Genomic DNA, 19384 nt, shown 5'->3' on the forward strand with positions numbered 1-19384 from the left:
GGAACGCTCTCCTGTTCCGCCCGGCCCGTGGTGCTTATCGGGTTCGCCGCGGTAGTCGATCGGGTGACAGACGATCCGGCCGACCCGGACGGTCCCCACGAACGCGACGATCTCAAACCGCACCAGCGGCACGTCCCCGGACGGGGGATCTACGACGAACGTAACCGGGTCAACGACCTCACGGGTCGCGAGTGGAAGTACGCCACCAAATCCGTCATCGCCGATCCGTACCCGCCCGACCTCCAGCACGAGCTGCGGAGCGAACACGGCGGGCAGAAGCCGCCCCGACTGTGTCTGGACCTCGTCGAGCGGTTCAGCAAGGCGGGCGAGCGCGTCCTCGACCCCTACGCCGGCGTCGGCGGGACGCTCCTCGGCGCGAGTCTCGCCGCACACGAGGGCACGGGTCGCCGCGAGGCGCTCGGCTTCGAGCGCACGGCGCGGTGGGTCGACCTGTACGAGGAGGTCCTCGCCCGGGAGAACCGCGCTCGCCGAGAACGCGGGGAGCCACCCCTCGCTCCCCAGCAGCTGCGTCACGGCGACTGTGCCGTCCTCGTCGACGACGTCGAGACCGACAGCGTCGACCTCCTCCTCACCGACATCCCGTACTGGTCGATGGACGCGGTCGCTCAGACGCGAAATCCCCGCCGAACGAGAGCTAGCAAACTCGGACGGTTCGACGACGCCGACGCCAGTGACACGACGGCTGCCGCTGCGGACCCGGACGCCGCCGGTTCGAGCGTCGACGACCCCGCCTCGAAGGAGGAGTGGCTCTCGACGATGACCACGACGTTCGACGCGTTCCGCCGCACCCTCCGCGACGGCGCGTACGTCGTCGTCTTCATCGGTGACATGTACCGTGACTCGTCGTTTCACTTCCTCTCGGCCGACCTCGCCCGAGCTCTCGAGTCGATCGGACTCACGCTGAAGGCGGATCTGATCTGGTACGATCCCGCGAAGGACCTCCACGTGTACGGCTACCCGTTCGCGTTCGTGCCGTCGATGGTTCACCAGCACGTGCTCGTTCTCCGCGAGGAGTGAGCGTCGCTCGCGTTACTCGCCCGACTCGCGCACCCCGAGGTCCGCGAGGTTCTCGGCGAGGATCCCCGCGGAGCGTTCGAGCGCCGCCTGCTCGTCGGCCGGGAGGTCGCGCTCGACGACGTTCCGGATGCCGTCGCGGTTCACCACGCACGGCACGCTCGTGTAGACGTCCTCGATGCCGTACTCCCCCTCGAGGAGGGTCGAGACGGTGAGGATCGAGTTCTCGTCGCGGAGGATCGTCTCGACGATCTCTGTGGTGGCGAGCGCGATGGCGTGGTTGGTCGCCCCCTTCCGCTCGATGATCTCGTAGGCGGCCTCCCTGACCTCCTGCTCCAGTTCGTCCTTGCCGTCCTCGTCGATCCCGCCGCAGTGTGCCGCGGCGTAGGTGTCGAACGGGACGCCCGCGACGTTGGTCGAACTCCAGAGCATCACCTCGCTGTCACCGTGTTCGCCGACGACGTAGCCGTGCACGTTCTTCGGGTCGACGTCGCACTCCCGGCTGAGAACGTGTCTGAACCGCGACGTGTCGAGGACGGTGCCCGACCCGACGACGCGCTCGGCGGGGAGATCCGACAGCGTCCACGAGACGTACGAGAGCACGTCGACCGGGTTGGTCACCACGAGGAGGATTGCGTCGTCGGCGAGCCCCGCCGTGAGCTGTGGGATCAGCTCCTCGAAGATGCTCACGTTGCGCTCGCGGAGCTCCAGACGGCTCTCGCCCGGTCGCTGGTTGGTGCCCGCCGTGACGACCACCACGTCGGCGTCCCAGCAGTCCTCGTACCCACCCGTGGTGATGTCGACGGGCGGGGTGAAGTACGCGCCGTGGCTGAGATCCATCCGCTCGCCCTCCGCCTTCTCCTCGTCGATGTCGACGAGCACGAGTTCGCTCGCGACGCCGCTCGACGTCAGCGCGAAGGCGGTCGCGGCCCCGACGCTCCCGACGCCGACGACGGCGACCTTCCCCCGCGTGCGTGTACTCGACATAACGTTTACTCGAAACGGAGTGAGGATATACCTTGGGTACTCTCGCCACGTGCCGCGTGGCGTTTCCGACCGATCCATCGCAGTCTGTCGTCTCACGACCGATTTCGTATCGCAGCATGCGGTTTATAAGCGTGGATCGCTGGCGATGGCCCGGACGGACGCGATCCGATCCCGGAAAGCTCCGCTGGCCAGGCGGCACACACTACTGACTGCGACGAGTACGTCTCCTGTGACCCGATCGCCCTCCCCGTCCGACGGATCGACGCCCGACGCCCCGATGATGAACCCCGAGCGGTACCTCTCACGCATCGGCGTGTCGCCGGAGACCGTCTCCGAGGTCGATCTGACGACGCTCGAACGCCTCCAGCGCGCGCACGTCACGACCGTCCCGTTCGAGACGCTGTCGATCACCGGCGACCCGTTCGGCGAGCGCGACGGCGAGGGCGTCGTCCTGTCGCTCCCGGCCCTCTACGAGAAGATCGTCGTCGGCGAGCGCGGCGGCTTCTGCTTCGAGCTCGGCTGGCTGCTCGCCGACCGCGGCTTCGACGTGACTCGGCTGGCCGCTCGCGTCGTCAGCGCGATCGAGGTGCCGGCGAACCACCACCCGCTGCTCGTCACGCTCGACCGCCCCTACCTGGTCGACGTGGGGATGGGGCCGCCGATGCTCCGCCGACCACTCGCGCTCGGCGACCGAGCGGATCCCGACGGGGCCGGGGTCGAGTGGCGGACCGTCGAGAGCGACCGTCCGGACGCCGAGTTCTGCCTCCAGTACCGGACGAGCGGGGAGTGGACCGATCGGTACGTGTTCGACACCACCCCCCGCGACCTGCGTTACTTCGAGGCGACCTGCGACTACCTCCAGCACGCCCCCGAGTCGGGGTTCACGGGTGATACTGTCGTCCTCCGGGCGACCGAAACTGGCTTCGTGAAACTCGACCCGGACGCGTTCACGCGCGTCAGTGGGGACGACACCGATGAACGGTCGATCGATCCGGACGCGTACGCTCGGCTCCTCCGAACCGAGTTCGGCATCGACCCTCCGTAGTGCTCTCTCGTCGCGAGCACGGCTTCCGTGTCGACCGTCGACCATCCTCGCGACGATTCGCTATCGCGGAGTACGGTGTATCGGTCGCGAGCGGCGTCGGTGCCGTCCACGAACTGGTCGTTCGGAGACACAGAGCGAAACGGCCGAGAACCGACGTATCAGGCGTTCTGTCGGACGGACTCGAACTCGCCGGCCACGATCCGGTCGACCACGCTCCCGACGTCGACGTCGGGCGTCGGGCGCGGATACTTCCGCCGGAAGAAGCTCACCACGTTTCGGACGTCCCGTTCGAGGAGGTCGCGCGCGTTGTCGTGGTCGATCGACACGGCCTGCGGCCAGTCGAACACCGTGACCCCCTGTTCGCTCACGGCGACGTTGTACTCCGACATGTCCGCGTGGACGTAGCCCGCCTCGTACGCCGTCGACAGCTCGCGCAGGACGAGATCGAGCACGCCGACGGCCTGTGAGGAGTCGAGTTTCGATCGGCCGAGCTCGACGCCCGCGAACTTCTCCATCACGATGGCGTGGCGGTTGTGGTCGACCGGACGGGGGACCGAGACGTCGGGGTACAGCTCGGTGAGTACCTCGTGCTCGCGCTCGGCCGCCTTCCGTGCGGTGTAGAGCCACGACACGTGGTGGTGGTCGGCGGTGTACTCCCGCTCTCGCTTGACCTCCCGGAAGTTCGTGTACCCCTCGCGGTGGAACTTGAGCGCGAGGGGTCTGTACGACTGCACCTCGAGCACGTCGCTCTCCTTGCCCACACCCAGGGGCGCGCCAACGCCCTGGATGGTGTCCCGCTGGGCGAACGTCCGGAGGGCGAGCGCGTCGTACCCCTCGAACGTGAGCTGGTACCCCTCGTACTGGATCGTCTTCCGCTGGATCAGGTCGCGGCTCATACACCGGTCTAGCCGGTAGTCGACGTTTTCGGCCGTGAGATTGGCGAGATCGGGGAGTTTGCCGCGGTTGACCCACTCCGAGAACCGCATCCCCTGCTCGACGCCCGAGAGCAGATAGAAGTCCTCGGGTTCGAGCTCGGTCATCAGTCCAGCCACGTTCCGCACCATGTGTGTGTGAGAGCGACGACGCGGTAAAAGCCCCGCGTGTCGGGCGCGCTGCTCTGGTTCTCTGGGGCGACGGCCGAGCGTCGTGTGCGCCGGGTTCCGACCGCGAACGTACCGACGTCGGTCGATTCCGCCCGAACGCCGAGCGTGGCCCGTTCCCGGGAGTAAACCGTATACTGCGATACAGAATCTGCCGACGTCACCGACCGCGTGCTCTCCCGCTCGGTCCGGACGTCCGCCGCGATCTCTCGGCGGGCGTCACGATCCGCAGTCGCTCTCATCCGTCAACGGTTTCCAGGCGGACACCGGTCCCGGCGGCAGTCGTCGCGTACACGAACGGTGCCGGCCGACGGCACTCCGCCTTTTCCCGTCGTGTTCGACTCCGTCGCCGGCCGTTGTAGACAGCGTTCGGACACGATTGATATCACCCCAGATATTCGGGAAAAAACGCTTATCACGGGTGGTTCGGTGTACTCGTCATGGACGCCCGAGCATCAGCTGTCGCACACGGACTCGTCGTCGTCCTCGCCGTCGTGGTCGTCGGAGCTGTCGGCGTCCCGGCAGTGGTGGGCGCACACGGCCCGGGTCCCACCGACGACGTCGTCCACGCCTGTGTGAACGACAACAGCGGGACGATCAAGATCGTCGGCTCGGACGATCGCTGCAAGAACAACTGGACAGCGCTCGACTGGAACCAGGTCGGTCCACAGGGACCGCAAGGTCCGGCCGGTCCGCGGGGTCTGGTCGGTCCGCAGGGGCCGCGAGGCCCAATCGGTCCACAGGGACCGCAGGGTGAGGTCGGTCCGCGGGGTCCGGCGGGGCCACAAGGTGAGGTCGGTCCGCAGGGACCGCAAGGTCCAGTTGGTCCGGCGGGTCCGGAGGGGCCACGAGGACCGGCGGGACCGAAAGGCGATCAAGGTGAGCCCGGCCCGCAGGGACCGGAGGGTCCAGCAGGACCGCAAGGGCCAGAGGGACCCGCGGGTCCGAAAGGCGATCAGGGTGAACCCGGGCCACAGGGACCGGAGGGTCCAGCAGGACCACAGGGTCCGGAAGGGCCGAAAGGCGATCAGGGTGAACCCGGTCCGAAGGGTGAGCCTGGCGAGGACGGCGTGTCGGGGTACGTCGTCGTCGAGTCGCTGAAGACCGACGTGACTCTCCCACCCACGGACCCCGTCACGCTCTCGGCTTCCTGTCCCGTGGGGAAGAACGTGATCGGAGGCGGGGTCGAACTGCTCACCCCGAGCCGGAACATCCTCCTGCAGGACAGTCACCCCCACGGGGGGACGGCGTGGCGCGTGACGCTCGTCAACCGCGTCAACAATCCCGCGACGGCGGACTTCCGGGTAACGGCCATCTGTGCGACGCTCGACTGAACGACGACGAGGGGTGGTTCTGCCGGCCAGAACGCGCTCGCCCCCTGGGTCGCTCGGGCTCGACCGCCGCCGGTACCGGCTCTACGCGTCGCCGAAGGGATCCGCGAAGCCGCCGCGAATGAAGTAGCGAACGAAGTTCCCGTGGGTCCGGTCGCCGGGATGGTCGGCCACCTGTTCGTACTGGACCGTTCCGTCGTCGTCGACGACGTACGTCGCGGCGATCCCCGTGAGCCCGTGGCTCGTCTCCTCGACGCCGCTGTACCGGTCTGCGACCTCGCCGTCGGGGTCGGCGAGCAGCTGGATGTCGAGGTCGTACCGGTCGCGCATCTCGGTCACGGGTCCGATGGGGTCGGTCACCACGGGCAGGATGTCGACCCCGTCGTTGAACCACAGGTCGTACGAGACCGCGCTGAACGTCTGGAGCTGTTCGGCACAGAAGCTACACCAGTGCCCTCGGTTGATGAGGACGACCGTCGGTCCGTCGTCGAGCGTGTCGGACAACGTCAGTTCCTCACCGGCGGTACTCTCGAGCGTGAAGTCGGGGGCTGCAGAGTGTTCGAGACTCACGCGTCGGTCTCGGCACCGTCGGCACTTACCTCTCGGGCGGTGTGACTGGACGCGGACACAATCGTCATGCTGTCACGTACCACCGAGGGACTGACCTGTTCGACGCTCCCGGGGACCGGACGACTCCGTGCCGCTTCGTCCCGTCCGGTCAGTCCGATCCGGTCCGTCCCGTCACCGTGACGACCCGCGGAGTGAGAGAAACGTTGAGGCACGGTGACCGCGTATCTCGCTCGGATGGACCAGAAAATCCACGAGTACGAGGGCGAGGCGGTCGACGTCACCTGGGACCAGCTGCGCTGTATCCACGCCGCCGAGTGCGTCCGTGGGCTCCCGGCCGTGTTCGACACGGACCGGCGTCCCTGGGTCGACCCCGACGAGGCCGCCGCCGACGCAGTCGCCGAGGTCGTCGGCCGCTGTCCGACCGGTGCGCTCCACGTCGAGCGCCACGACGGTGGCCCCGCCGAGTCGGTCCCCGAGCGGAACACGGTGACTGTCGCGACGGATGGGCCACTGTACGTTCACGGCGACGTCACACTCGTCGACGCCGACGGCGACACCCTGTTGCGGGACACCCGCGTTGCGCTCTGCCGGTGCGGGGCCTCCGCGAACAAACCCCTCTGCGACGGGAGCCACGCGGACGTCGACTTCGAGGCCGCCGGGCGGGTCGAACGCGGCGGCGACCCGGTCGAGGAGACGGGTGACCTGACGATCACGGGATCACGGAACGGCCCGCTTCTCCTCGACGGCCCGTTCGAACTCGGCGGCGACGAGGACGGGACCGGGTTCGAGGGCTCGGACGCCGCGCTCTGTCGGTGCGGAGCCTCGTCGACCAAACCGTTCTGCGACGGCACGCACGGGTCGATCGGGTTCACGACCGGGGACGAGTGACCGCTCTCCGAGGGACGCGAGCTCGCCCGCCGAACCTCCGTCGCGGTCGGTCAGCCGCCACTCACTGGCCGGGTGTCGCCTCCTCGAACGGCTGGACGATCACGAACCCGCCCTCCTGGGAGAAGTCGAGCTGGAACGTCTCGCCGGACGAGCGCCCGAGGAAGCTCTTGATGTTGAGGTCGCGGTTCGTCCCGGGCGAGACGTTGCCGCTCCAGGCGACCGTCGCCGCCGGGTCCGTCCGGACGGGCGTCGGGACGACGAGCGGTTCGCCGTGGGTCGTGATCGCGATGTACCCCGGCCCCTCGAGGTAGACGTTGAACATCCCACCGGTCGAGGTGCCCGCGATGCTGTCCATCATCTTGATGTCCCAGTCGACGCTGCTCTCGAACGCGAGAATGTCGTTGCCGTTGACGCTGACCTGCTCGCCCGCGTCCAGTTCGATGATCTGCACCTCCTTCCCCTGATCGGCGAGATAGAGGTGTCCGGTGCCGGACGCCTGCATCATCACGCTCCCCTCGCCCGTCACCTTCTTCTTCAACAGGCCCGTCACGCCGCCCTCGGTCTTCCGCTCGAAGGAGATGTCGCCCGTGTAGGCGACCATCGAGCCGGCTTTGGCCATGGCTGTGCCGTCGAGGGCGACGTCGAGCATCTTCGAGTTCTCGAGCTGGAACCCCTCGCACCTTCTTTCGGTGCCTTCTCGCTGACGAACTGATCGAGATCCATCTGTGTATCCTGAGTCCGCGATGCGACTCGGCTGGAGATGTGCGGCCAGTGGTATAACCCTACGTTCCGAATAGTTGTCGACCAGCTACGGGCGTCTTCGACCAGCGTCGCGGTATCTCCTCGAGTCCTCTCGGACGCGACCGTCCCGTTCCCCTGGATTTCCCCGCCTCCGAGGCTCGTCCGGGCGATTCGGACGCGGCACGCCCGTTCCGTGGGACGAGACGTAACGGATTTGCGTCGCTCTCCCCTCTGACGCGTATGACCACGGACGTGGACCCCGCCGACCGGACGTGGCGTCTGATCCGCGAGGAGTCGCGCCCCGGACCGATGCAGATGGCGCTCGACGAGGTTGCCGCCGAGACCGCCGCGGCCGGGGGTCCCCGGACCGTCCGGCTCTACCGCTGGGAGCCGTCGTGTCTCTCGCTCGGCTACCACCAGGATCCCGACACGGTCGACTGGGAGTGGTGTGCGACCGAGGGAGTGGACGTCACCCGGCGTCCCACGGGCGGCGGCGGCATCTACCACGATTCGGTCGGCGACGTCTCCTACTCGATCACGGCACCCCGTGACGAACTCCCGGGGGACCTCATGGACTGCTACCACGCGTTGCTCGAGCCGGTGCTCGACGGGTTCTCGCGCCTCGGGGTGCCGGTCGACTTCGTCGAGCGCGAGGTGCCCGCGCTGTACGAGCCGGCGTGTTACCTCCGGGCGCTGAACCCCGCCCACGACCTCGTGGTTCCCGACGCAGCGGACGGCCCCGGGCGGAAAGTGAGCGGCAACGCGCAGTACCGCCAGCGCGACGCCGTCGTCCAGCACGGCTCGATCACCTACTCGGTCGTCGCCGATCGGCACCTCGCGTCGTTCGTCGATCCCGGTGTTACCCCCGAGTCGTTCGGCTCGCGCGTCACCGGCGTCGACGAACACACGGACGCCCCGCGGGAGACGGTCGTCACCGCGTTCGAGGACGCCCTCGCGTCGTGGTGCGACGCCGACGACGGCGCGTGGACCGACGAGGAACTGGTTCGCGCGCACGAGCGCGCGACCGAGAAGTACGCGGCCGACGAGTGGGTTCGCCGGCGATCGCGTGCCCGGTGATCAGCCGTCGGTTCGGAAGCCGAAGTCGTCGACCTCGGGGCCGACTTCGCTCACGACGGCCTCGTGGATCTCCGACACTGGCGGGAGGTCGCGCGTCGGATCGAGCCAGTGGTCGGCGAGCCACCGGTACCGGACCTCGCGCGACGCGTCGAGCAGGAAACACGACCGCCGCGAGCGTTTCGTCACCCCGAGCGTCCGGTAGGTGACGCCGAACGCGTCGGAGATGTCGAGATCCGGGTCGGCGTACAACGGGAAGCCGAGGTCGAACCGGCTGATGAACTCGCGGTGGAGCCGCACCCCGGACCGACTCACGCCGACGACCTGGACGTGGTCGCCGCTGGCGAACCAGTCGAAGTCCCGGAACGCACACCACTGCTTGACGCAGTCGGGGCTGAAGTCCATCGTGTAGAAACAGAGCAGGACGGGTCGATCGTCGGCGAGCGCCGACAGGGAGACCGTCGAGACGGAGCCGTCCGTGTCGACCAGGTCGGCGCAAGCCTCGGGGACGCGGCTCCCGACTGCGATCGGACCCTCCCCCACGCGCTCGGAGACCGGGTCCTGACTGTGCTGTTCTCCGGACATACGTCGTTGGCTCGTAGCGGCGGTAATAATCCTGTTCGCCGGAGTATCAGAACTGACAACGGGCGTCACTCCCCCGACGACGTGTCGAAGCGTCTTTGCCCGGTGGTCACCTGTCCCCGGATATGCGAGTAGGCGCACACGTCTCTATCTCCGGCTCGAAGGTTTCCAGCGACGGGTCGACACCCCCGTACGACGACCTCCGCAACGCGGTCCATCGACAGGTCGCGTTCGGCGGCAACTGTGGGCAGATCTTCACCCACTCCCCGCAGGTCTGGCAGGATCCGGACATCGGTGACGAGGCGGCCGAGGGGTTCCGCGCGGAGACCGCGGCGAAGCTCGACGGACCGTGGGTCATCCACTCGTCGTATCTCGTGAACCTCTGTACGCCCAAGGAGGGCCTCCGGCAGAAGTCACTCGACTCGATGCAGAAGGAGGTCGACGCTGCCTCCCGGCTGGGGATCGACTACGTCAACGTCCACCTCGGGGCGCACACGGGTGCGGGCGTCGAACAGGGGCTCGACAACGCCGTGAGCGTCCTCGACGACCTCTCCGTCCCCGACGGGGTGACGGTGCTCGTCGAGAGCGACGCCGGCTCCGGCACCAAGCTCGGCGGCGACTTCGAACACCTCGCGTACGTCCTCCGCGAGTCGAGCAAGGACCTCGACGTCTGTGTCGACACGGCCCACGCGTTCGCCGCCGGCTACGACCTCTCCACTGCCGAGGCGGTCGACTCGGTCGTCGCGGAGTTCGACGACGTGGTCGGTCTCGACCACCTGCAATGCATCCACCTCAACGACTCCAAACACGCCTGCGGCACCAACAAGGACGAACACGCCCACATCGGCGAGGGGCACATCGGCGTCGAGGGGATGCGCCGCATCGTCACCCATCCCGCGCTGGAAGAGGTGCCGTTCGTCTTGGAGACGCCCACCGAGGACGGCCGGGGGTTCGCGTGGAACATCGAACGCGTGCGCGAACTGGCGGCCGAGTGACCGACTGAGGCCGTCCGCGGGACACGGTCGGACGTCGGACCGAGACTGACGCACGCCACGCGCCCGCGATCGCGCTCCCCTGCTGTCTCCTTCTCGACGTTCCTGTCTGCGGCCGTCGGCTCCGTCGCCGCGCTGCTCGCGCACGGGGTCGTCCGCGGCCGTCGTCGAGGGCGCGGTGACACCGGTCCGACACACGTGGCCGTCCGGCCCGTCCGGGACTCTTCCACTCGTCTCGTACTCGCCTCGTGTCCGCCGCGTACTCGCCTCATCCCCCGTGTGGCCCGGATTCCGCGTCGCTTTTCACCCGCTCCGGACTACGTCGCGTGTGCGCAGGTTCACCGCTGACTACCTCAGTCGAACGCGTGCGGGGATGTGGGACGACTCGCGCGACGCGCTCGCCGATCTCGACCTCGCCGGTCGCGCGCGGATCCTCGACGTCGGCGCGGGGACGGGCGAACTCTCCCGCGTGCTGGCGGCGGAGTCGTCGGCGGAGGTGGTCTGTCTCGACGCCGACCGCTCGCTCCTCACGGTCGCCCGCGAGGAGACCACCCTGCCGGTCGTCGTCGGCGACGCGACCCGGCTCCCGTTCGACGACGACGCGTTCGACCTCGTCGTCTGCCAGGCGCTCCTGGTGAACCTCCCCTCTCCCGAAGAGACCCTCCGCGAGTTCGCCCGCGTCTCCTCTGAGCTGGTGGCCGCGGTCGAGCCCGACAACGCGTCGGTGGGAGTGGACTCCACCGTCGACGCCGAGGTCAGACTCGACCGTCGCGTCCGGGAGGCCTATCTGAAAGGGGTCGCGACCGACGTCGCGCTCGGTGACCGCCTGCCGGGGCTCTTCCGTGAGGCCGGCTTGGGCGACGTCCGGACACGCCGGTACTTCCACGAGAAGCGCGTCGACCCGCCGTACGAGGGGCACGCGGTCGAGGACGCGCGGCGGAAGGCTACGGGCGAAGGGTTCGACGCTCACGAGCGAGAACTCCGGAGCGTGGTCTCCGACGACGAGTACGACGACCTGCGGCGCGAGTGGCGGTCGATGGGACGGGCGGTCGTCGAGCAGATGAGCGCCCGGGAGTACCGCCGCGCCGAGGTGGTGCCGTTCGACGTGGTCGTCGGCCGGGCCGAGAAGTGAGACCGCACCTCCCCGGTGTTCACGCTCATCTTCCCCTCCGTTCGCTCCGTGTCCGTGCTCGAGTCGTGTCCTCGCCCGCCGCCGCGATCGACGCCTCGGTTTCACGCCTACCCTGTCGGCACGGGGCCGGTTCCGACGGGAACGGTTATGCTAGCAAACGGCGTCCCTGTTCGGATGCGTTCCACACCGAGCTCGGAGACGTACGACCTCGTGGCCGACTGCACGGGCCCGAAGAGCGCAACCGTGACCGTCCGCGACCTCGCGGTGGAGGTCGACGCTCCCGAGACCTCGGGCGGACGGAACCGGGGACCGACCCCCGTGGAGTACCTGCTGGCCGCGCTCGCTGGCTGCGTCAACGTCACGGGGATCCACGTCGCCCGCGAGATGGGGATCGACCTCGACATCACGGCCGTCCGGGTCTCCGGCGACCTTGACGTCTCGACGTTCCGGACGGGCGAGGGCGACCGCGCGGGCTACGAGCGGATCGGCATCTCGGTCGAGGTCGACACGACCGCCGACGCCGCCGAGATCGATGCGTGGCGACGCGAGACCGAACGGCGCAACCCCGTCCTCGATACGATCGCCCGGCCGACACCGGTCGAAGTCAGCATCTCGACCGCCTGACCACTCAGCCGAGGAACAGGTCGACGAGATTACCGCCCGACTTCCCCCGATAGAGCTCGGAGTAGCCACAGTTGGTACACGTCACCACGGTGAACGTCCGGTTCTGGACGTCGAACATCTTCGACAGTCCGGTGCCGGACGTGGCGATGTCGTCGACTTCGGTGCCGGTGTGACCACACTTCGGACAGCCCGACTCGCCGCCGGGACGCTCTGCTGGAGGGCTCATCGACTCACCGTCGGAGGCGGACACGCAAAAACGCGGCGTTGACTTCGAAGGCAACTGATGCCAAAGACATATGCCGCCGGCGCGGCCAGCGCCGGACATGGCCGAAGCCGCCCTCTTCGTCCTGGTCCTCCTCGTCGGTCTCGGCGCGCCCGTCGTGCTCTACCTGCTCATCGAAGACGAGACCCGCGAGTCGGACGAGATGAGTCGGGCGGACGCCGAGGAACACGCCCGCCGGCGGTCGCGCGAGCGGTACGGAGACGGAAACGACCGGGACGACCGGCAGTAGCCCGTTTCCCCGTTCGCCCTCAGACCACGTCGCCACGGACGGTCGTTCCGGTCTGCGACCGCCGGTACCGGTTCAACACGTCGCTCGCTTCCTCGGCTTCGTCGGCGTCGAGACCGAGCATCTCGAGCGCCGCCGGGAGCGTCGGGAACGGGAGGGTCCCGTCCCGAAGTCGCTCGAGCGCCTCCTCGTCGCGACGGCCGTCGACCCACAGCTGGACGCCGCGGGGGTCGAGGATCTCCTCGTAGGCGTCGCGAGCGACCGCGCCTCTCAGCCGCTGGGTGACGTTGTCGTCGAAGCTGGCGTTGCACACCTCGAGATGTATCTCCCCGTCGATCCCGGCGAGGAGGTGGGCGGCGAGACACTTCTCCGGGGCGGCGTAGCCGCTGTCGTTCGCTCGCAGGAACTCGGGGTGGGCGTCGGCCCACGACGCCTGCACGGAAGAACCGACGCCCTTGACCCCGTAGTCGACCTCGAACGCCTCCGCCCGGGAGCGGTCGCCGCGCATCAACATGTCCTTCGTGAGGTAGACGTCGAGGCGGTCGATGGGGTCGAGGCCGAGGGCCACGTCACCGTACACCCACACCTCGCGGACCGGGACGGGCATCTCCTCTGTCTCGACGGTCTCGACGATCCTCTCGACGTGATCGAGGGCGGCGGCTCGGTCCATCACCCACACTCGGCGGGCAGTCCTGAAAACGGTTTTCGCACGCACGACGCCGTTTCGACGTGACCACGCGCTCGTCACCGACTTCGGATTCCGGCCCCGACCGGGATCGAGGCTAGGTCCGGCCGAGCAGACGAAACCGTCATCACTACCGCCGGGCAAGGCCGGAGTGATGGCGTGCGACAAGTGCGGCCGCGAGGCGGTCATGCACGCGGCCTACTCCGGGCTGCACCTCTGCGAGAGCCACTTCCGTCGATCGGTCGAGAAACGGATCCGGCGACGGATCCGCGAGGACGGTTTGCTCTCGACCGACGCGACCCCCGACGACCCCGAGACGTGGGTCGTCGGGCTCTCGGGTGGCAAGGACTCGGTCGTGCTCACCCACGTCCTCGCGGAGACGTTCGGAGCCGATCCGCGGGTCGAACTCGTCGCGCTCTCGATCCACGAGGGGATCGACGGCTACCGGGACGCCTCGCTCGACGCCTCCGAACGGCTCACCGCCGACCTCGACCTCCGTCACGAGGTCGTCACCTACGCCGAGGAGTTCGACCTCCGGATGGACGACGTGGTCGAGAACGACCCCGAGGAGATGGCCCCCTGCGCGTACTGCGGGGTGTTCCGGCGGGACGTCCTCGAACGCTACGCGCAGGAGCTCGGAGCGGACAAGCTCCTCACGGGGCACAACCTCGACGACGAGGCCCAGACCGCGCTGATGAACTTCTTCTCGGGCGACGTCAGGCAGATGGCCAAACACTTCGACGCCTCGCTCGGTCCCTTCCCGGAACGCGCCGAGAGCGAACGGTTCGTCCCGCGCGCGAAGCCCCTCCGGGACGTCCCCGAGAAGGAGGTCGCGCTGTACGCCCACCTCGTGGATCTCCCCGCCCACATCACGGAGTGTCCGCACGCGAGCGAGGCGTATCGCGGTGAGATCCAGCAACTCCTCCTACGGATGGAAGAGTCACACCCGGGAACGCGCCACTCGATCCTCTCGGGGTACGAGGAACTCGCCGCGCTCGCGGCGGAGCGGTACCGCGACACCGGTGACGGCGAACACGACGACGCCGACTTCGGCGAGTGCGACCGCTGCGGCGCGCCGACGGCGCGCGACATCTGTCGAAAATGCTACCTCGTCGCGGCGATCCACGACGCCTGAGGGGTCGCACACCGATCCGCGTCCCGTTCGGACGTCCACCCGTCGTGTGCACGAACGACGATTACAGACACCTGTCGACTCCGCCCGACTGTCCGGAGCGTCGTTCTGTTCCGTCCGGACGTTCCGGCAGTCGTTCTCTCTCCCACGAACTTTGACATCAACGTGCCGCGCTCGTGCGTTCGGGTACACGTGCAGTCCGACCACCAGCCCGAGGTGGGGTTATGTTCTCCACTGGACCACGGTGCACATACCCATGTCGACAGATCGTCGACGGTTTCTGACGCTCGGTGGTATCGCGCTCGGAGCACTCGCGGGCTGTTCGTCGCAGGCTCCGACGAGTGAGGGGGAGAACGCGGCGTCCACCGACACCACGACGGCGACGGAGACGGCGACACCAACGCCGACACCGTCGAGCGGTCAGCCGCCAGGCGCGGACGTCCTCGGCGGGGCCGACGATCTGCGGGGAGACCTCACGGTCGACGCTGCGACGCTCTCCGCGGATCAGGGGGCGGGCCAGTTCGTCTTCACGCCCGCGGTGGTGTGGGTCGAGTCGGGGACGACGGTGGAGTGGACGATCTCCGGCGGCGCTCACTCGGTCACGTCGTACCACCCGAACAACGACCGGACGATGCGGATCCCCGAGAACGCCGAAGCGTTCGACTCGGGTGTCCTCCAGGCCGGAGAGACGTTCGAGCACACGTTCGAGGCGTCGGGCGTGCACAACTACTACTGCACGCCGCACGAGGGGCTGGGAATGGTCGGCATCGTGATCGTCGACGGCGTTCACGGCGGTCCTGGAACGACCGACCCCTCGAACGTCGACATCGCCGCGGCGGCACGGAACCTCTCGACTCTCCTCTCTGTCGCCGGCATCGGCGGCGGGAGCGACCAGGCGGAGTACGGCTGGCAGGCGGCGACGTGGGACTCGTACTGGTACTCGCTGTACAACATGTCGACCAACATCGCCATGTCGGGCAACGGCGTGCAGTTCCCACACAACGAAGAACAGCAGCAGGCGTTCGACCAGCGGGTGCCCGCGATGCTGTCGAACGCCGACGTTGACCGGCCCCCCATCGCGAACCCGAACCTCAACATGGCCGCGTTCACGCGTGGTGATCCACGGTTCACCCAGCAGCCCGTCTTCGACGCTGGTGACGGTCGGCCGGACGCGTCGACGCTCCAGTGGGACACGATGAAGTCGTCGGGAGTCGTGAGCCCCGCGTCGCTGGCGTGGACCCATCTCAAGGGGGTGACCTGGGCGAAGAACTTCGAACAGCACTTCGACGTCCTCCCACGGAGCCTCGCGGCGAAGTTCCGCGCGCAGATGCTCACGACGCTCGCGCAGCTGGGCATCATGGCGGGACTGATCGGCGGCGGGCCCGACGGGAACGGCGCGCTCACCAGGGGCGAGTCGCTCGAACTCGTCTCCGGGTTCCGGCCGAGCGACGGGAGCTACCCGGACGAGACGACCCGACCGACCCACCACGCCGCGATGCTGTGGTTCCTGTCCGACCTGACGAGTCTGGCTCAGGGAGGGTGGTTCGGCTACGTCAACCCCGAGCCGCTCGTCCCTGCCGAGAAGATCCAGCAGCTCACGGACGGGATGGGCAGGACGACGATGGCGCTGTTCGAGCCGTCGGACGTCGTCGCCGCCGGCACCGTCCGGGACCTGGGCGTGATGCTCGGTGCCGTCGGCTGGTACGGTACCCACGCTGGCTCCGACGAACTGGCGTCGAACGCGGCGGACTACGCGAACGCGCTCGCCGGTGCGGTCGAGTCGAACCTCGCCGGCAACGGGCTGGTCGAGAACGGCACCGACAACCAGGCCGCCACGCAGGGTGCCGTCGGACAGGGCCTGCTGTGGGCCTCACAGATCGACGGCGTCGACCACTCGTCGACGGCCGAGTCGGTGCTGGGCTACCTGTTCGACGAGCTGTACGACGACGGTTCCGGGACGTTCGCGTCGGGGGCGGGGGCGAGCACGTACCGCATCACCGCCCGAGACGCGGGCGACATCACGGGTGGTGTCAACGCGGGCGTCAACCTCCTGGGGATGGACGTGAAAGACCGGTACGCGCGCTTCTTCGACCAGACGTTCAACCGGGGACGGCTCCAGCGTGCGGAACGACCGCCTTCCCGGGACGAGAACGCCGAGTTCACGCTCTCACTCCCGCCGGCCGCAGGCGGGGAGTTCGGCCAGGCGGCGGTGTACAACCAGGCGGTGGAGTACGACACTGGCGCCGACGAGTGGTCGGTCGTCGACGACTCGTTCGTGACCGCGGACGCGCTGTATCTCGCCAACCAGGACATCTGGATCAGCCAGTGGGGCGGATCGTTCTTCGGGGGGAGTGGTGTCCCCGGCCGGAACGACACGCCGCCGTGAGACGTCGTCCGGGAGAACAGCCCTGTCCACGCGGTCGGACGCCGTAAAACGCGGCAAGAACTGTCTTTTCCAGGAATGGTACCGCGCAAACAGACGACAGAGGCTCTCTTTCGGCAGAATTCTGTGGCTTCCCTCGTTTACGTCCCTGCACACACTATATATATAGTCTATAGAGTAAGGATAGCTGTCATACGGCATTTACTCTATAGTCTATTGCTAGACGCAAAAATATATTTATATTAGTATATAAGACGGCCGAAAACCGGCCGGCGGCGACGAACGGCGCGAACGCGGTCGACAGTCAGCGGATGACGTCGAGCCCGTTGTTCTTCTCGACCTCGTCGCGGCCGCCGTCGGACTGCCAGCCGGCCTCGGCGTTCTGCCGGGCGTCGAACTGCTGTCCGTTCGACTGGGATCCCGCCGACTGAGCCTGGATGCTCTGTCGGGAGCGGTCGGCCTGTTTCTGTGTCGTCGGACCGAGCACCTGTGCGGACTGGACGCCGGTCATGATCGCCATGACCCGGACTTTCCCCTTGTACTCGTCCTGGATTCGCGCGCCCCAGATGACGTTGGCGCTCGCCTCCAGTCGTTCGGTGATGTTGTTCGCGATGCCCTCGGCCTCTTTGAGGGTGAGGTCGGGGCCGCCCGTGATGTGGACGAGTCCGCCGCTGGCACCGCGGTAGTCCACGTCGAGGAGGGGGTGGTTCATCGCGTCGTTCACCACTTCCTGGGTCTTGTTCTTGTCCTGCGTCTCGCCGACGAGCATCACCGCGACGCCGCCCTGGTTCATGATGGTGGACATGTCCGCGTAGTCCAGGTTGATGAGCGAGGGCTGGGTGATCGTCTCCGAGATGCCTTTGACCGTCTCGGCGATGATCTGGTCCATCACGGAGAAGGCCTTGCCGATGGGCAGGTTCGGGACGTAGTCGAGCAGGCGGTTGTTGTCGAGCACGATGATGGAGTCGGCCTCGTTTCGGAGCTTCTCGAGGCCCTCCTCGGCTTTCACCGTGCGGGCACGCTCGACGTTGAAGGGCGTCGACACCATGCCCACGACGATCGCACCCTGCTCTTTGGCGATCTTCGAGACGACGGGCGCGGCCCCCGTCCCGGTGCCGCCGCCCATCCCGGCGGTCACGAACACGAGGTCCGCGTTGCCGAGTACCTCCTTGATGGTGCCCTGCGCCATCTCTGTGGCGCGCTCGCCCATCGAGGGATCGCCACCGGCACCGAGCCCCTGCGTGAGCGACTTGCCCACGAGGATCTTGGTGTCGGCCTCGATCATCTTCAGGTGCTGCTTGTCGGTGTTGATGGCGACCGTCTCGGCGCCGTCGACGCCGATGTTGTACAGCCGGTTGATGGTGTTGTTGCCGGCACCACCGCAGCCGACGATGACGATCCGTGGGTCGCCGAACGTGTCGTCGCCCGTGGATTCGGCCTTGGCCTTGCGCTCGGCCTCGTCGCGCTGCATGGCCTCTTGAACGATGTCCTGCATCGTTACACCCTGGCCCAGCTGCGCTTACCCGACGTCGTCTCGCGGGAGTCGCCCTGTTCGTTGATCATCTCGCGGACGGCCGAGCGAATCGCTTCGCTCCGGTTCGGGAACTCTCCCGTCTCGACCATTCGCTCGACCTCTTCTATCTGCTGCTTCGGGATCCGTAGTGTCACACGCTCCATGGTTGTTGCATTTCCCCCGGTAAGACGAACCGGACCACGCGGCCCGTGTTACCGTCTTACACCGAGAAACCGACAGACAGCGACACACCGTGCCGCGGCCCATCCCGGCTGTAAGACGACCGTCTTACGCGAACGTATGGTATTGCCGGTGCATTATAAATCTACCGGCGGGCGTAAGACAAATAGTGGAAACGTGCTTCAGGAGCGTTCTAGGGGACAATATCGGCGTTTACGATCTGTCGAGAACGTCCGCTGCGGGGGTCCGTCTGCCACACGCGGGGCAGAACGCCCAGTCCGATCGGAGTTCGTCGCCGCACTCACAGAACGCGAGCTGTGCCGTCTTCTCGCCGCAATTCGGGCAGTATACGTGGTCGGGATCGACGGTTTCGCCACACTGTCCACACGGCGTGCCTCCCGTTTGCAGGCCACTGTCGCCGCGCGCGACGGCCGTCTTACGATCGTCGGCGCTCGTCTCCGTGTCGGACTCCGCGTTTACGCGGTTCTCGGGCACTGCGCCGTCGACGGAGATGTTGACGTTGATGTCCTGTGGCTCCGATCGGCCCGTTCGCCCGCGTAAACGCTCGTCTAGCCGCTCGTCGACCAGTTCTTCGACCCGCGCGGCGATCATGCCGTCGAGGCCGTCCCCGGCCGGTCGCGTCGTCTCACGCTCCGTGTCGTCGAGGTACGCCCGAAGCGCCTCCCGCATGACCTCGCTCTTCGAGGAGTCGAACTCCTCGAGGCGTCGGACGAGGTCGTCGTCGGCGCGGAACGTGATCTTGCTCATCGACTCTGTTATGTGCGGCGGTATACTTGAACGTTTACACAGTTGTCCTACATTGTCCGTCACCTGTCTCCCACCTGTCGTCAGCGGGCGGGGTTCGCTGCCCCGGCCCGACC

Annotated in this window: 20 protein-coding genes and 1 pseudogene; 11 read left to right on the forward strand and 10 right to left on the reverse strand. The window is 67.5% G+C overall.

All coding sequences use genetic code 11. The features are described from left to right. The first annotated feature begins 63 nt into the window (after positions 1–63). A complete protein-coding gene (locus tag FZP69_RS03955; protein WP_192918451.1) occupies positions 64–1038 on the forward strand; it encodes a DNA methyltransferase in 975 nt (324 codons plus the stop codon). Between the two features lie 12 nt (positions 1039–1050). On the opposite strand, the gene FZP69_RS03960 is transcribed toward FZP69_RS03955, so the two are convergent. Then, a complete protein-coding gene (locus FZP69_RS03960) occupies positions 1051–2022 on the reverse strand; it encodes an L-lactate dehydrogenase (RefSeq protein WP_152040059.1) in 972 nt (323 codons plus the stop codon). A 229-nt stretch (positions 2023–2251) separates the two neighbouring features. Here FZP69_RS03960 and FZP69_RS03965 point away from each other — a divergent pair, with 229 nt between their 5' ends. Further along, complete coding sequence (locus FZP69_RS03965; protein ID WP_240137448.1) at positions 2252–3067, forward strand: arylamine N-acetyltransferase family protein; 816 nt, start codon at positions 2252–2254, stop codon at positions 3065–3067. Between the two features lie 158 nt (positions 3068–3225). Here FZP69_RS03965 and FZP69_RS03970 read toward each other — a convergent pair whose 3' ends face one another. Continuing rightward, the gene (locus FZP69_RS03970; RefSeq protein WP_152040060.1) at positions 3226–4131 is read right to left on the reverse strand and encodes a serine/threonine-protein kinase RIO2; all 906 of its coding nucleotides are present in this window, start codon (positions 4129–4131) and stop codon (positions 3226–3228) included. Between the two features lie 1106 nt (positions 4132–5237). Between FZP69_RS03970 and FZP69_RS22965 the strand changes: the two genes are divergently transcribed. Then, positions 5238–5501 carry a hypothetical protein gene (locus FZP69_RS22965; RefSeq protein WP_240137450.1) on the forward strand — a complete coding sequence of 88 codons (264 nt, stop codon included), beginning with the start codon at positions 5238–5240 and terminating at the stop codon, positions 5499–5501. Between the two features lie 81 nt (positions 5502–5582). Here the strand turns inward: FZP69_RS22965 and FZP69_RS03980 are convergent, their stop codons facing one another. Continuing rightward, entirely contained in the window at positions 5583–6068 is a 486-nt protein-coding gene (locus FZP69_RS03980) for a peroxiredoxin family protein (protein ID WP_152040062.1), read from the reverse strand. 234 nt (positions 6069–6302) lie between these two features. Here FZP69_RS03980 and FZP69_RS03985 point away from each other — a divergent pair, with 234 nt between their 5' ends. Beyond that, on the forward strand, positions 6303–6956 hold the full coding sequence (locus FZP69_RS03985) for a CDGSH iron-sulfur domain-containing protein (protein ID WP_152040063.1): 654 nt from the start codon (positions 6303–6305) through the stop codon (positions 6954–6956). 61 nt (positions 6957–7017) lie between these two features. Here FZP69_RS03985 and FZP69_RS03990 read toward each other — a convergent pair. Beyond that, positions 7018–7679 (reverse strand): annotated as a pseudogene (locus tag FZP69_RS03990) (AIM24 family protein). Between the two features lie 258 nt (positions 7680–7937). On the opposite strand from FZP69_RS03990, the gene FZP69_RS03995 reads away from it, so the two are divergent. Continuing rightward, on the forward strand, positions 7938–8774 hold the full coding sequence (locus FZP69_RS03995) for a lipoate--protein ligase family protein (RefSeq protein WP_152040064.1): 837 nt from the start codon (positions 7938–7940) through the stop codon (positions 8772–8774). Here FZP69_RS03995 and FZP69_RS04000 read toward each other — a convergent pair whose 3' ends face one another. Continuing rightward, positions 8775–9356 carry a redoxin domain-containing protein gene (locus FZP69_RS04000; protein ID WP_152040065.1) on the reverse strand — a complete coding sequence of 194 codons (582 nt, stop codon included), beginning with the start codon at positions 9354–9356 and terminating at the stop codon, positions 8775–8777. 122 nt (positions 9357–9478) lie between these two features. Here FZP69_RS04000 and FZP69_RS04005 point away from each other — a divergent pair, with 122 nt between their 5' ends. From FZP69_RS04005 to FZP69_RS04015, 3 genes are all read left to right on the forward strand, one after another. Next, on the forward strand, positions 9479–10348 hold the full coding sequence (locus FZP69_RS04005) for a deoxyribonuclease IV (protein WP_152040066.1): 870 nt from the start codon (positions 9479–9481) through the stop codon (positions 10346–10348). A 325-nt stretch (positions 10349–10673) separates the two neighbouring features. Further along, positions 10674–11477 carry a class I SAM-dependent methyltransferase gene (locus FZP69_RS04010; RefSeq protein ID WP_240137452.1) on the forward strand — a complete coding sequence of 268 codons (804 nt, stop codon included), beginning with the start codon at positions 10674–10676 and terminating at the stop codon, positions 11475–11477. 174 nt (positions 11478–11651) lie between these two features. Then, entirely contained in the window at positions 11652–12101 is a 450-nt protein-coding gene (locus FZP69_RS04015) for an OsmC family protein (protein WP_192918452.1), read from the forward strand. Positions 12102–12105: 4 nt separating this feature from the next. Here FZP69_RS04015 and FZP69_RS04020 read toward each other — a convergent pair whose 3' ends face one another. Further along, positions 12106–12327, reverse strand: coding sequence for a zinc ribbon domain-containing protein (locus tag FZP69_RS04020; protein WP_152040068.1), 222 nt, complete (start codon positions 12325–12327; stop codon positions 12106–12108). 97 nt (positions 12328–12424) lie between these two features. Here FZP69_RS04020 and FZP69_RS04025 point away from each other — a divergent pair, with 97 nt between their 5' ends. Continuing rightward, positions 12425–12613: a hypothetical protein gene (locus FZP69_RS04025; RefSeq protein ID WP_152040069.1), complete on the forward strand. Its 189-nt coding sequence runs from the start codon at positions 12425–12427 to the stop codon at positions 12611–12613. 19 nt (positions 12614–12632) lie between these two features. Here FZP69_RS04025 and FZP69_RS04030 read toward each other — a convergent pair whose 3' ends face one another. Next, complete coding sequence (locus FZP69_RS04030) at positions 12633–13280, reverse strand: DUF7095 family protein (RefSeq protein ID WP_152040070.1); 648 nt, start codon at positions 13278–13280, stop codon at positions 12633–12635. A gap of 169 nt (positions 13281–13449) precedes the next feature. Between FZP69_RS04030 and ncsA the strand changes: the two genes are divergently transcribed. Next, positions 13450–14430, forward strand: coding sequence for a tRNA 2-thiolation protein NcsA (gene ncsA, locus FZP69_RS04035; RefSeq protein WP_152040071.1), 981 nt, complete (start codon positions 13450–13452; stop codon positions 14428–14430). 253 nt (positions 14431–14683) lie between these two features. Next, entirely contained in the window at positions 14684–16813 is a 2130-nt protein-coding gene (locus tag FZP69_RS04040; protein ID WP_152040072.1) for a plastocyanin/azurin family copper-binding protein, read from the forward strand. A 301-nt stretch (positions 16814–17114) separates the two neighbouring features. Here FZP69_RS04040 and ftsZ read toward each other — a convergent pair whose 3' ends face one another. The 3 genes from ftsZ to FZP69_RS04055 form a co-directional block, all read right to left on the reverse strand. Then, entirely contained in the window at positions 17115–18305 is a 1191-nt protein-coding gene (gene ftsZ / locus FZP69_RS04045) for a cell division protein FtsZ (protein WP_152040073.1), read from the reverse strand. A gap of 2 nt (positions 18306–18307) precedes the next feature. Next, entirely contained in the window at positions 18308–18487 is a 180-nt protein-coding gene (locus FZP69_RS04050; protein WP_152040074.1) for a ribbon-helix-helix domain-containing protein, read from the reverse strand. A gap of 229 nt (positions 18488–18716) precedes the next feature. Next, entirely contained in the window at positions 18717–19271 is a 555-nt protein-coding gene (locus tag FZP69_RS04055) for a double zinc ribbon domain-containing protein (RefSeq protein ID WP_152040075.1), read from the reverse strand. Positions 19272–19384 lie beyond the last annotated feature (113 nt).

The sequence above is a fragment of the Salinigranum salinum genome, assembly GCF_009176545.1.
In the GTDB taxonomy this organism is placed as follows: domain Archaea; phylum Halobacteriota; class Halobacteria; order Halobacteriales; family Haloferacaceae; genus Salinigranum; species Salinigranum salinum.